General features: G+C 71.0%; 12 protein-coding genes. 6 read left to right on the top strand and 6 right to left on the bottom strand.

All coding sequences use genetic code 11. From position 1 onward, the window contains the following. Positions 1 to 1,128, top strand: a complete 1,128-nt coding sequence (locus H4W81_RS06975) for a sensor histidine kinase (RefSeq protein ID WP_192774022.1) — start codon at positions 1 to 3, stop codon at positions 1,126 to 1,128. After that, positions 1,104 to 1,724 carry a response regulator transcription factor gene (locus tag H4W81_RS06970; protein ID WP_318781573.1) on the top strand — a complete coding sequence of 207 codons (621 nt, stop codon included), beginning with the start codon at positions 1,104 to 1,106 and terminating at the stop codon, positions 1,722 to 1,724. The genes H4W81_RS06975 and H4W81_RS06970 overlap by 25 nt, the downstream gene beginning before the upstream one ends. Positions 1,725 to 1,750: 26 nt before the next feature. Here the strand turns inward: H4W81_RS06970 and H4W81_RS06965 are convergent, their stop codons facing one another. Further along, entirely contained in the window at positions 1,751 to 3,115 is a 1,365-nt protein-coding gene (locus H4W81_RS06965; protein ID WP_192774021.1) for a hypothetical protein, read from the bottom strand. Positions 3,116 to 3,304: 189 nt separating this feature from the next. On the opposite strand from H4W81_RS06965, the gene H4W81_RS06960 reads away from it, so the two are divergent. Next, positions 3,305 to 5,527, top strand: coding sequence for a thiamine pyrophosphate-dependent enzyme (locus H4W81_RS06960; RefSeq protein WP_192774020.1), 2,223 nt, complete (start codon positions 3,305 to 3,307; stop codon positions 5,525 to 5,527). A 42-nt stretch (positions 5,528 to 5,569) separates the two neighbouring features. On the opposite strand, the gene H4W81_RS06955 is transcribed toward H4W81_RS06960, so the two are convergent. The 3 genes from H4W81_RS06955 to H4W81_RS06945 are packed head-to-tail and all read right to left on the bottom strand — an operon-like array spanning position 5,570 to position 8,020. Next, positions 5,570 to 6,664: a magnesium and cobalt transport protein CorA gene (locus H4W81_RS06955; protein ID WP_192774019.1), complete on the bottom strand. Its 1,095-nt coding sequence runs from the start codon at positions 6,662 to 6,664 to the stop codon at positions 5,570 to 5,572. Positions 6,665 to 6,676: 12 nt separating this feature from the next. After that, positions 6,677 to 7,150: a nuclear transport factor 2 family protein gene (locus H4W81_RS06950; RefSeq protein ID WP_192774018.1), complete on the bottom strand. Its 474-nt coding sequence runs from the start codon at positions 7,148 to 7,150 to the stop codon at positions 6,677 to 6,679. A 15-nt stretch (positions 7,151 to 7,165) separates the two neighbouring features. Further along, positions 7,166 to 8,020 (bottom strand): amidohydrolase family protein, encoded by an 855-nt coding sequence (locus H4W81_RS06945; RefSeq protein WP_192774017.1) that lies wholly within the window; start codon positions 8,018 to 8,020, stop codon positions 7,166 to 7,168. 57 nt (positions 8,021 to 8,077) lie between these two features. On the opposite strand from H4W81_RS06945, the gene H4W81_RS06940 reads away from it, so the two are divergent. The 3 genes from H4W81_RS06940 (at position 8,078) to H4W81_RS06930 (ending at position 10,101) form a co-directional block, all read left to right on the top strand. Next, a complete protein-coding gene (locus H4W81_RS06940) occupies positions 8,078 to 8,794 on the top strand; it encodes a M50 family metallopeptidase (RefSeq protein WP_192774016.1) in 717 nt (238 codons plus the stop codon). A gap of 66 nt (positions 8,795 to 8,860) precedes the next feature. Beyond that, positions 8,861 to 9,673 carry a serine/threonine-protein kinase gene (locus H4W81_RS06935; protein ID WP_192774015.1) on the top strand — a complete coding sequence of 271 codons (813 nt, stop codon included), beginning with the start codon at positions 8,861 to 8,863 and terminating at the stop codon, positions 9,671 to 9,673. After that, positions 9,670 to 10,101: a hypothetical protein gene (locus H4W81_RS06930; RefSeq protein WP_192774014.1), complete on the top strand. Its 432-nt coding sequence runs from the start codon at positions 9,670 to 9,672 to the stop codon at positions 10,099 to 10,101. The genes H4W81_RS06935 and H4W81_RS06930 overlap by 4 nt, the downstream gene beginning before the upstream one ends. A gap of 19 nt (positions 10,102 to 10,120) precedes the next feature. Here H4W81_RS06930 and H4W81_RS06925 read toward each other — a convergent pair whose 3' ends face one another. Together H4W81_RS06925 and H4W81_RS06920 are read right to left on the bottom strand one after the other, a co-directional pair. Continuing rightward, positions 10,121 to 11,143, bottom strand: coding sequence for a winged helix DNA-binding domain-containing protein (locus tag H4W81_RS06925; RefSeq protein ID WP_192774013.1), 1,023 nt, complete (start codon positions 11,141 to 11,143; stop codon positions 10,121 to 10,123). Between the two features lie 155 nt (positions 11,144 to 11,298). After that, on the bottom strand, positions 11,299 to 12,726 hold the full coding sequence (locus H4W81_RS06920; protein ID WP_192774012.1) for a hypothetical protein: 1,428 nt from the start codon (positions 12,724 to 12,726) through the stop codon (positions 11,299 to 11,301). Between the last annotated feature and the right edge of the window lie 119 nt (positions 12,727 to 12,845).

Raw genomic sequence — 12,845 nt, 5'->3', positions numbered from 1 at the left:
ATGGACGAAGGGGCCAGGTGGTATCGGGCCTTCCACGTGCTCTTCTACGCGTGCCTGACCGTCCCGGCACTGACCGGCCGCGAGGACAGGACGCTCACGTGGGCGGTGGCCGCGGCGATGGGGCTCTACTACTGGCTCTTCGTCGTCCGCGGCAAGGACAGGTTCGAGCGGCTGCACCCCATGGCCTGGCACCTGGCGGTGCTCATCGCGCTCATGGCGCTGCTGATCGTCCTCGATCCCGCCTACGAGACTCTGATCTTCGGCATGCTGCCGCTGCCGTACCTCCTGCTTCCCGGCAGATGGGCGTACGGCGGCGCGGCGGCGCTCGTGACGACGGCCTTCACCGCCTCCGGTGGCCTGGCCGAGATCACCAGGGATCCCTCCAGGGCCGCCTCGCTCCTCGGCGGCATCGCGCTGGCCGTCCTGATGGGGTGGTTCGCCAACTTTCTGGTCAAGGCCGGTGAGCGCAACAGGGAGCTCGGGGTGCTGGAGGAGCGGACCAGGCTCGCAGGGGAGATCCACGACACGCTGGCGCAGGGGTTCAGCGGGGTGATCACCCAGCTGGAGGCGGCCGAGCAGGCGGGCGACGACCTGGCGGCCGTACGGGAGCGGATCGCCGGCGCGAAGCGGCTGGCGAGGGAGAGCCTGGCGGAGGCGCGCAGGTCGGTGCACCAGCTGCGGCCCGAACCGCTGCGCAGGGAGCGGCTCGACCTCGCGCTGGCGGGCGTGGCCAGGCGCTGGTCGGCGGAGAGCGGCATTCGCGCCCGGATGGCGGTCAGCGGGCCGCCCCGCCCGCTCGCCCCCGAGGTGGAGGTCGTGCTGCTGCGCGCGGCGCAGGAGGGCCTGGCCAACGTGGCCAGGCACGCGCGGGCGGCCTCGGTGGCGCTCACGCTGACGTACATGGACGGGGAGGTCACGCTCGACGTGCTGGACGACGGCACCGGATTCGACGGCGCCGGATTCGACGGCGCCGGGTTCGACGGCACCAGGTTCGATGACCCGGGACGGGAGGGCGGCTACGGGCTGGCCGTGATGCGGGAGCGGGCGGCTCGCGTGGGCGGCGCGGTCACGGTGGAGTCGGCGCGGGGAGAGGGGACGGCGCTGTGCGTGAGCATCCCCTGCGCCTGATGATCGTCGACGACCACCCGGTGGTGCGCGACGGGCTGCGTGGCATGTTCCACGGCGTGCCCGACATCGAGGTGGTGGCAGAGGCGGGCGACGGGCACGCGGCGCTGGTGCTGGCCGAGCGCGCCCGGCCCGACGTGGTGCTCATGGACCTGCGGATGCCGGGGCTCGACGGGGTGGGCGCGATCAGGAGGCTGCGGGCCGAGCGTCCGGAGATCAGGGTGATCGTGCTGACCACCTACGACTCCGACGAGGACGTCTCCAGGGCGCTGGCGCACGGCGTGGTCGGCTACCTGCTGAAGGACGCGCCACGCGAGGAGCTGCACAAGGCGGTCCGCACGGCGGCGCACGGACATCCGATGATCGCCCCCTCGATCACGTCCAGGCTGCTCGGCCTGCGCGAGCGGGCCGAGCCGAGCCCGCGCGAGCTGGAGGTGCTGCGCCTGGTCGCCGCGGGGGCGGGCAACAAGGAGATCGCCAGGCGGCTGCTGATCAGCGAGACCACGGTCAAGACGCACCTGCGGCACGTCTTCGGCAAGCTCGGCGTGGACAACAGGGCGGCCGCCGTGGTCACGGCGATGAAGAGGGGCCTGATCTGACGACCAGGCCCCTCGTTCACCGATGCTTACCGCTTGACGCGGACGTAGTCCCTGCCGCTCTGGGAGCCGTAGGCGTCCGAGTCGCCCTTGAAGACGAACTTCCAGTAGCCCGACTTGTAGGCCTTGACCTTGGTGTAGAGCTTGCCGCTGCCGGTGGAGTTCGTCGTCTTCACGAACTGCCACTTGCTGGAGCCCTTGGGCTTGAAGTACAGCCCGACCTTGGCCTCGTAGCCGCCGCCGTCGACCAGCAGCACGCCCCTGAAGCGCAGGTAGTCACCGTACTTGACCGGCTCGGGGTAGGCGTTGAACGAGACCAGCTTGCTCTTGTCCCTGCTCGGCGGGGGCGTCGGTGTGACGACCCGCACCCAGTCGCTCGAGCTGCTGGAGCCCTCGACACCCCTGGTCCCGGAGTACACCGCGCGCCACCAGCCGGAGGTCTGCGCGGTGGCCGAGGCCCAGAAGCGGCCGTCGCGGCCGGTCCTGTCGCCGGTCACGGCCTCCCACCTGCTGGAGCCGTGGGCCTTGAACAGGATGGTGACCCGCTGGCCGCTCAGGCCGTCCCAGCCGTGGGAGCCGTCGACCTGCAGGGCGCCCCTGAAGTTGAGCCGGTCGCCCTTGTCCACGGGCTCGGGGTAGGCGGTGAAGCCGACGATCCTGCTGTCGGCCGAGCGGTGCCTGACGTCGACCCTGTCGGTGTCGCTGACCGAGCCCTTGGCGTTGGCGTTGCCGCCGAACTCCGCCCGCCACCAGCCGGTGGCCTCGACGCTCACCCTGGCGGAGAACCAGCCGCTACGGCTGGTGCCGACCGTGGTGATGTGCCGGTAGGCGTCGGTGCCCTTCTCGCGGAAGGTGATGGTGACGCGCTGGTCGCCGTATCCCTTCCAGCCGTCGCGCTCGGCGAGCAGGCGGCCGGAGACGGAGATACGGTCGCCCTTGGCGACCACGTCAGGGTGCGCGCCGAAGTCTACGATCTTCGTGTCCACGGCGGTCGTCTTGGTCTCGACGCTGAAGGAGCCGTTGGTCGACTTCTCCGCGCCGTCGCCCGAGTGGGCGATGGCCAGGAAGTTCCACTTGCCGGCGTCCTTGGCGTCGAAGGTCTTCTTACCCGTCCACCTGGTCTCCTGGCCGTGCGGCGAGGCGGTGAGATCGACGGGGGTGCCCACGCTCACGTCGCCGGGGGCCTTGAGCTGCAGCTCGGCCTTGCCTGCGTCCTTGGTGGTGAACGTGAAGGTCGCGGTGACCTTGTCGGCGCCGGTCACGACGATCGGCGAAGGGGAGACATCCACGTTCGAGATGCTCGGTGCGGCCGCCGCGGTGGCGGTGGGCGCCAGGGCGAGTGCCCCTGCGCCTACCGCGAGTGCCACGGCTGCCACGCGGAAGCGTTGCAACATTCGGGTACTCCGTTCCTTTCCCCGTTGGTTGAACGCGGCATGAGGGTGCCACGTCGTACTTAAAGTAGACGTTTTGGACAGGTAAAGAGTTTGAAAACCTGACAAACTGTCATTCAGATCGGTCAGACAAGAACTTCGTCATCACGGACGGGCAGACGTACGCGGTGTCTGGGGGACATAATCGGGCTTGTGGCGCGCGACACTGTTGAGACTCACTTCACCGAAGCGGTTGCGACGCTCAAGGCGGGCGCTCCCCGAGATCCGGCCCTGCCCGTCAAGGAGGGCAGCACGCTGACCGGCGAGCGATGCCGTGAGCTGTACGACCGCCAGCAGGGCAGCCGGCTGCTCGACTTCGCCGCCAGATGGCTGCGCGAGCAGAACGAGGGCTTCTACACCATCGGCTCGGCCGGCCACGAGGGCAACGCCGCGGTGGCCGCGGCCGTGCGGACCACCGACCCCGCTCTCCTGCACTACCGCTCGGGAGCCTTCTACCTGACTCGCTCGGTCATGGCGGGGCGCCTGCCCGAGCAGGGCGTTCGCGACGTGCTGCTGGGGCTGACCGCCTCGGCCGACGAGCCGGTCGCCGGCGGCAGGCACAAGGTGTTCGGCCATCCCGACCTGGCGATCATCCCGCAGACCTCCACGATCGCCAGCCACCTGCCGCGCTCGGTGGGCGTCGCGCTGGCCATCGAACGGGCCAGGGCGCTCGGCGTGCCCTCGCCCTGGCCCGCCGACGCGATCGCGGTGTGCAGCTTCGGCGACGCCTCGATCAACCACGCCAGCGCCCTGTCGGGCTTCAACACCGCCTCCTACGCCACCTACCAGGGCCAGCCGCTGCCGATCCTGTTCGTGTGCGAGGACAACGGCCTCGGCATCTCGGTCCGCACGCCCAAGGGCTGGGTGGAGGCGGCCGCGCGCCGTCCCGGCATCGAGTACATCCAGGCCGACGGCTGCGACCTGGCCGAGGCGTACGACGCGGCCACCCGCGCCGCCGAGCACGTGCGCACCCAGCGCACGCCCGTCTTCCTGCACCTGAGCACCGTGCGGCTGATGGGCCACGCGGGCTCCGACGTGGAGTCCGCCTACCGCACCCAGCGCGAGATCCGCGCCGACTACGCCCGCGACCCGCTGCTGCGGACCGCCGCCCTGCTGGTCGAGGCGGGGCTGGCCACGCCCGAGGAGCTGCTCAAGCGCTACGAGGCCGAGCGCGAGCACCTGCTGCGGATGGCGATGGAGGCGACGCGCGCGCCCAAGCTCACCTCCGCCCGCGAGATCACCGAGCCGCTCGCCCCGCGCAGGGCCGAGATGATCGCCAAGATCAGCCCGGTCGCCGCCGAGCCCGCGGTCAGGGAGAAGGCCTTCGCCGGGCAACTGCCAGAGAAGGAGGACAAGCCGCTCACGCTCTCCCAGGCGATCAACCGCACGCTGGCCGACGCGCTGGCCGTCTACCCGGAGATGATGGTCTTCGGCGAGGACGTCGCCAAGAAGGGCGGCGTCTACGGCGTGACGCGCGGCCTGCAGAAGCGGTTCGGCGCGGGCCGGGTCTTCGACACGCTCCTCGACGAGCAGGCCGTGCTCGGCCTCGCGCTCGGCTCCGGCGTGTCCAGGATGCTGCCGGTGCCGGAGATCCAGTACCTCGCCTACCTGCACAACGCGCTCGACCAGATCCGCGGCGAGGCGGCGACGATGTCGTTCTTCTCCCGCGGCGCCTACCGCAACCCGATGGTGGTGCGCGTGGCGGGCTACGCCTACCAGAAGGGGTTCGGCGGCCACTTCCACAACGACAACTCCATCGCCGCGCTGCGCGACATCCCCGGCATCGTCATCGCCTCGCCGTCCAGGCCCGACGACGCCTCGGCGATGCTGCGCACGTGCCTGGCGGCCGCGCGCACCGAGGGTTCGGTGTGCGTGTTCATCGAGCCGATCGCGCTCTACAACACCCGCGACCTGTTCGACGAGGGCGACAACGGCTGGCTCGCGCCGTACGCGCCGCCGACCAGGTGGGCCGAGACGCACGTGCCGATCGGCAGGGCGCGCGGCTACGGCGACGGCCGTGACCTGACGATCGTGACCTACGGCAACGGCCTGCGGATGAGCCTGCGGGCGGCGGTCAAGCTCACCCAGGACGGGGTGAGCTGCCGGGTGCTCGACCTGCGGTGGCTGGCGCCGCTGCCGATGGAGGACCTGCTCAGGGCCGCCGAGCTGACCGGCAAGGTGCTGGTCGCCGACGAGAGCAGGCGCACCGGCGGCGTCTCCGAGGGCATCGTCACCGAGATGCTCGACGCGGGCTTCACCGGTCAGATCGCCAGGGTCACCTCGGCCGACAGCTTCATCCCGCTGGGCGAGGCGGCCAACCACGTGCTGCTGTCGGAGGCCGAGATCGAGCAGGCGGCGCGCAAGCTGCTGAGCTGATCGCTCCCCCGGGCGGGCCCGGCGCGCCGTACCCGCCCGGCTTCACAACCAGTCGCGGCGCTTGAACACCACGTAGAGGATGACGCACACCGCGGCCATCAGCACGATCGCGAACGGGTAGCCGAAGGCCCAATGGGTCTCGGGCATGTGGTCGAAGTTCATCCCGTAGATGGTGCCGACCAGCGTGGGCGCGAACAGGATGGCCGCCCACGCGGAGATCTTCTTGACCTCCTCGCTCTGCGCGTAGCTGGCCCTGGTCTGCTCCTGCGCCACGAGCGTCGAGTTGATCATGAGGATGTTCTGCAGCAGCTGGCGGAAGCCCGCCACCCGCTCCGAGACGGTGATCGCGTGGTCGGCGACGTCGCGCAGGTAGCTCTGCAGTTCCTCGTTGACGCCGTACTTGCTGGCGCCCGCGATGAAGCCGTCGATCATCGGCAGCAGCGGGCTGGTGGCCCGCTGGAACTCGATGACCTCGCCGAACAGCTCGTAGACGCGGCGGGAGACCGTGGGGTCGCCGCCGAAGACCTGCACCTCGATCTCCTCGATGTCCTTCTGCAGCCCCGCCACGACGGGGGCGTAGCCGTCGACCACGGCGTCGAGGATGGCGTAGAGCACCGCCTGCGGTCCCTGGCGCAGCAGGTCGGGATCCGACTCCATGCGCCTGCGCACCGCGCCCAGGTCGGGGGACTCGGCGTGCCGTACGGTCACCACGAAGTTGTTGCCGACGAAGACGTGCACCTCGCCGAAGGCGACCTCCTCGACGTCGTCCAGGTAGGTGGCGGCGCGCAGCACCACGAAGAGCATCTCGCCGTAGCGGTCGGCCTTGGGGCGCTGGTGGCCGACGATGGCGTCCTCCAGCGCCAGCTCGTGCAGGCCGAACTCGGCGGCCAGCTTGGCCAGCTCCCAGTCCTTCGGCCGGTAGAGGCCGATCCAGGCCATGCTGCCGGGCGTGTTCTTGAGGCCGTCGAAGGCGTCGGCGAGCGAGGCGGGCGTGCCGATGCGCTGGCCGTCGAGGTAGAGGGCGTTGTCGATGACGGTAGGGCGGTAGGGCGCCGATTCCGCACTCCGGGGGTCCATCGAGTGTTCGGGGGCGGGCTCGCGCACGCCGCTGCGCAGGAAGCCCCTCATCCGTGCCATGCCCGGCCCTCCTTACGACAACTGGAACTCGGTGAGCGCCTGCCGGGCGCGATCCCTGACGGTCTTGCGGAACATGGGGGTCCAGCCGAGCAGCAACCCGGTCGGCCTGCCCAGCGCCATCCTGGACCAGTTGCGGAAGTCGAAGTCGTCATGGTGGCGCACGATCAGCCCGTCCTCGAACCGGAAGAACGCCTCCACCTCGTTGACCACCTCGCGGCCCGTGCTGGTGAAGGTGTAGCGGGCCGTCCATCTGGCGCTGCCGGTGAAGTCGTCGGCGGTGATGTCGCGGTAGGCCACGTCGATGCCGCTCCCCCTCGAAAGCATCAGCCGCCACATGGCCATCACCCTGTCGCGGCCGACCAGCTCCTGGAAGAGCGGGTCGCCGAAGCTGACCTCAGGGTGGTAACACCGCTCCATCGCGTCGGTGTCGCTCTTGCTGAACGCCTCGAAGAACGTGTTCAGCAGGGCCACGTGCCGGTCGTTCATGACATCCCCCTTCAGTCAGATCATGCGTATCGCATTCTCCCAGCACACGGCGCGCAACCAGTCACCACCCAGGCCAAGTCGGTCCAGCCCGTCGAGCTGGTGGGCGTAGGAGTGCGGGATGGTGGGGAAGTCGCTGCCGAGCACCACCTTCCCCGCCAGGCCGAGCTCACGCAGCCTCGGCTTGAGCCGTACGGGGAAGGGCATCCCGAGCTCGGCGAAGTCGGTGAACGCCATCGTAGTGTCCAGGGCGACGCGCTCGTGGCGTTCGGCCAGGTCGAAGAAGTCCTCGTACTCGGGCATCCCCAGGTGGGCGATCACCATGCGCAGGCGGGGGTGGCGGCGCATGACCTCGCTGACGGGGGCGACGCCGACGCAGCCGCCGGGCACCGGCACCGAGCTGGCGTGCACCACGACGGGGGTGCCCGCCTCGGCGAGCAGGCCCCAGACCGGGTCCAGCTCGGGCAGGCCGGGGTCGAAGCCGCCGACCTGGAGGTGGATCTTGAAGATCTTGACGCCGTCGTCGAGCGCCTGCCGTACGTAGCCGAGGACACCCGGCTCGGGGAAGAACGTCGCCGACGGCAGGCACTCGGGCACCTTGCGCGCGAAGTCGAGGGTCCAGGCGTTGAGGTCGGCGGCCATCCCAGGCCGGTGCGCGTAGGCGAGCGCGGGGAAGGCCCGCAGGCCCATCCCGGTCAGCAGGGCGACGCGCTCCTCCACCGGCTGCCGGTAGCGGATCGTCCAGCCCCGCCCCATGAGCGGGCCGCCGTTGTCGAAGTGGTGCCACACCCTGCGCTCCATGCGCTCGGGCAGGAAGTGGACGTGCAGGTCGACCAGGCCGGGCAGACCGAGCGCCTGCCACCAGCCAGGCACGGCAGAATCTTGTTCTATGGCCACAGTCGTGACCTTACCTGGATAGGGTCGGGCGTGATGGACAAGCTATGGGCCCACCTGGTCGAGGCTCAGCAGCCACCCGAGCTGTGGCTCGTGGCGCTCTCGGCCCTGGCCGCCTTCGTGATCGTCGCCTACCGCACGTCGTGGCAGCTGACCAGGGGCCTGGTCACCATCGCCCACGAGGGCGGCCACGCGCTGGTGGCGCTGCTCAGCCGCCGCAAGCTGCAGGGCATCCGGCTGCACTCCGACACCTCGGGCGTCACCCTGACCAGGGGCCGGCCCACCGGGCCCGGCATGATCTTCACCGCGCTCGCGGGCTACGTGGCCCCTTCGCTGCTCGGGCTGGGCGGCGCGTGGCTGACCGCCCAGGGGCGGGTCACCCTGCTGGTGTGGAGCGTGCTGCTGTTCCTGGTCTGCATGCTGCTGCTGATCCGCAACCTGTACGGCGCGCTGATCCTGCTGGTGACCGGCGGCGCGGTGTTCGCCCTGTCGATGTACGCCCCTGACGACGTCCAGATGGTCGTGGCGCAGGTCGCGGTGTGGTTCCTGCTGTTCGGCGGAGTCCGGCCGATCCTCGAGCTCCAGCGCAAGCGGCGCAGGGGCCAGGCCGCCGACTCCGACGCCGACCAGCTGGCCCGGCTGACGTTCCTGCCCGGCGGCTTCTACGTGCTGTTCTTCCTGCTGGTCGCCGGCGCCTCGGTGGCGGGCGGCGCCTGGCTCATGGTTCCCGCGACCGTGCTGACCTCGCTGTGATGCCGCTATACCCCATGAAGCACCGCAAGCCCCACTGAACTCGCCCGGGGAACAGGGGGAGGCGGCGTGCGTTCAGGGAAGGACGCCCCGGGCTACCGGGTGCTCGACACGGCGGGCCAGGGCGGGTTCGGCGTGGTCTACAAGGCCTACCAGGAACGGCTCGACCGCGTCGTTGCGCTCAAGGTCCTGACCGTCGACAAGGTCGACCAGCGGACCATGCGCAGGTTCCAGCGCGAGTTGCAGCTCACGGGGCGGCTGACCGGGCATCCGAACGTGGTCACCGTCTTCGACACCGGCACGACGCGGCCCGGCAAGCCGTACATCGCCATGGAGTTCTTCGAGAACGGCTCGCTGCGCGACAGGGTGCGCGCGCAGGGCCCGTTGCCGCTGGCCGACGTGCTGCGCACCGGCGTCAAACTGGCCGCCGCACTGGCGGCGGTGCACGAGGCGGGGGTGCTGCACGGCGACATCAAGCCGCAGAACATCCTCGTCTCCCGGTACGGCGAGCCGGCGATCGCCGACTTCGGCGTCGCGCGGGTGGTCGACTCGTCGGAGATGTCGGCGACGTCGCAGGCCTTCACGCCGTTGCACGCGGCGCCGGAGGTGGTGAGCGGCCAGCCGCACAGCGTCTCGTCGGACGTCTACTCGTTCGGGCCCACGCTCTACCACCTGCTCGCGGGGCAGCCCGCCTTCCACTCGCCGACGGATCCTCGGCCGGAGTCTGGTCTCCCCGCCGTCCGTCTATTCCTCCGGGTCAGTGTCGGGCCCGTCTCCAGGCCCGGGCCCGTCTCCGAGCCCGGGCCCGGATCCGTCTCCGGGTCGGGACAGCCGACGACGCCCGTCGAGCGCGCGGGTCGCGGTCGCGTGGTCAGCTGGTGATCGGCGGGACGGTCGCCGCCGTCGCCGTCGCGGGAACGGTCCTCGCCGTCGTCCTGCCGGGTCAGGGGCCGCAGGGTCGGCCCACGCCCACGGCCACCCGGTCGACTGGACCCACAGAGATCAGCAGGTCGACACTGACCGCGCTCGCTCCCCGAGGGCTTCGGGTGGTGTCCGACCAGGGGGCCGTCGTCACCATCCGCTGGTACCTGCCGGCGAAGACCCGCCGCTACCCCCTCGTGCTCCAGCGCGAGCCCGCCGACGGGCAGCGGCTCATGACCATGGAGGCGGGCGCCACCTCGGCCAAGGTGCTCGGCCTCGACCCCGACACCGGCTACTGCTTCCTGGTGGGCGCGGCGCTGGAGATCAGCCGCAAGAGCACGGTCGCCTGGTCGAAGCCCCACTGCATCAGAGGCGCGGTGAGCCGCTGAGAGCCAAACCCGCACCGCGTCAGGGCGCGGAGTGAGCCGCTGAGGGTCGAAGCCGAACTTCGTCAGGGCGCGGGGAGCCGCTGAGGAAGGCGCGTACGTCGGCCACCTCGTCCGTCCACCCTGGCGGGTCGCCGTCCTCGAACGGGGCGAGGGTCACCGCCTCGCCCTTGCGCGACCACGTGCCCCTGATCACGCCGTCGACCAGCATGATCGGTCGCAGGATGCCGCCCCCGGGGAACACCTCTCGCCGGTGCCGCTCGTCGAGGATCAGCGTGCGGTCCGCCCAGCCGAGCAGGTACTCGTCGAACGCGGGCGCCAGCCGTACCCCACCAGACTCGGACGCGTCGGCCGGCGGAGAGGGGGCGGCCAGGCGGAAGGCGGCGCGGGCGGTGCCCAGGGGCAGGCCCGACCAGGCGGACAGGTCCTCGGGGGTGGCAGGGGCGTGGGAGCGCAGGTAGCGGACGGCCAGCTCCGCGAGCGCCCTGTCGTGGTCGACCTCGAAGGAGATGGGCGCGCCCAACCAGTCGGCGGTGTGGACGTAGGTAGGCTTCCCGCCCTGAAGCGGCCCGAGGACGGCCAGCCCGTGGAAGGCGGCGAGTGCCACCAGATGGACGACGCCCTGACCCTTGGCGCGGCCCGCGAGCCGTTCCTCGAGCTGGGCCTTGGTGAGCGGACCCTGTCCTTCGAGGGCGTCGCCGATCAGGCGGGGCAGATCGTCGCCCGTGACGCCCTCCTGGGCCAGCCTGCGCAGGGTGCCGGTGTCGTTGCGCGTGAGGGCGAGCAGCCACGGCAGGTCGTCGCGATGCACGAAATGGAGGGTGCCGCGTGGTCCCCACGCCCTGACGATCTCGCGGGAGTGCCAGGCGGCCTCGATCCGCTCGATGGTGAGCGTGGCGGATCTGGCACGGAAGGCGAGCAGCGCGGACGGCACGTCCTGCGCCTGGACGGCCAGCAGGTGGCGCACCATCTCCCCTGCGTCGAGGCCCGGCGGCCGATGGAGGAGCTGGGCGGTCATGCGGGCGCTGCGCGTCTCATTCGGCACAGCCGGGAGCCTACTGCCCCATCGACCCAAGCCAACCGCCCGACCACCAGCCCCCATACGCACCCTGGCCGGCCGACCGCCCCGGAGCCCATCGGCTTCCGAGGAAAATGAGTGCAGCCTTCGGCAACGAATGGCTCTGCACCCGCTTCTTGCCCTTAGCGGCGGGTGAGGGTTCGAGGGTTGAGGCGGCGGGTCAGGCGGGTGTGGAGAGGGGTGGTGCGGCGGGCGTGTGTGCGGATGGCGTCGCTGTAGCGCCACGCCTCGGCGGCGGCGTGCGGTGGAAGGGTGTCAGGGGCGTAGCGGACGTGGTTGGCCAGGGCGGCGAGCGGCTTCAGCTCTTCGGGTCCTGGGTACGCGGCCACGATCTCGGCGGCGGTGAGTGAGTGCTTACCGAGGGCGCTCGCCGTGGGGTCGGGATCGGGGTCCGGCTCCGGAGCGGTGCTGCTCGGCACGGTCCTCGGGGTGGGCCGCGGCTTGGGCGTGCGCGAGGGGCCCGGCACGTCGGTGTCGTCCTTGTCGACGGCGTGCCTGCGGCCCTCGGGGTCGATCACGACCGCCCGGTCGCCGTTCTCGTCGTTGGCCCACAGCAGGCCGTCCTTGACGAACACCTCGATCGGGCCGGGACGCTCGGCCACCTGCATGCGCACGGGGTCGCCGCCCGCCGCGGTGTCCCACACGATCATCGCGCCGGTGCGCTGGTCGGGGACGTAGACCTTGGTGCCGAGCACCTGCGGCACGCCCGCGTCCGTCACGGCGAGGTCGGTGGTGAGCACGGCGTTGGACAGGGTGTCGATCACCACGAGCAGGCCGTGCCGTCCGGGCGTCAGGATCGGCATGAGGGAGCCCTCCGTCGCGGCGGGCGTCAGCACGCCGCCCTCCCCGGCCTGGGCGACCTCCTTGGGCAGCGTGATCTCGCCCGTGCCGCCGTCCGCGCCGATGATGACGGTGGACGCCGCGCGGGTGTTGGTGATAACCGGCAGGCCGCCCGCGATGGTGACGGACAGCTCCTCGCCCGCCGCGCCGACCTTGACCGCCTTCTCCTTCACCCCCGCCCTGATGGGTACGGCCTCGCCGGTCGCGGTCACCGGCACCCACAGCCTGCCGCCGCCGTCGATGCGCGCGGAGCCGAGCGGTCCTGGCAGCGCGAGAGGCGCCCCGGCGGAGTTGAGGGTGACGAGGTCGATCCGCTGGACCGAGCCCTCGGGATCGACCGCGTAGGCGGTGGCGCCGCTGACGACCAGCTGCAGGCCCGCGGCGCCGAAGTTCCTGGTCTGGGAGACGGTGAGCTGGCTCGGCTCGATCCTGCTGACGAAGCCCGTGGTGTCGTCGACGAGCAGCACGTTCGAGCCGTCCTGGACGACCTTCATCGGCCGGCCGCGCTTGTCGTTCAGGTAGCCGTCGACCTCGCCCGACAGGCCGTTGACGTGGACGACCTTGCCGCGTGCCTTGGTCCACAGCCACGCGCCCACGTCGGCCAGCTTCGGATTGGCGCTCGAGACGCCCACGCCGAAGACCGCCGCCGCGCCCGCCAGGACCGCGACCACCCCGCCCGCGACCAGCGCGGTGATCCTATCCCCACGCACAGCAACTCTACCCGTATGCGCTTATGTCCCCCTTTTAACGGGGCTCACCTTAGCGTGCTCGCGTACTCGGTGGCAGGAGTCCGGCCAGGAGGTCCAAGACTGTCGGGGTCAGGCCCTAC

Source organism: Nonomuraea africana, assembly GCF_014873535.1.
Classification (GTDB): Bacteria; Actinomycetota; Actinomycetes; order Streptosporangiales; family Streptosporangiaceae; genus Nonomuraea; species Nonomuraea africana.
This window is presented reverse-complemented; position numbering and strand designations above follow the sequence as displayed.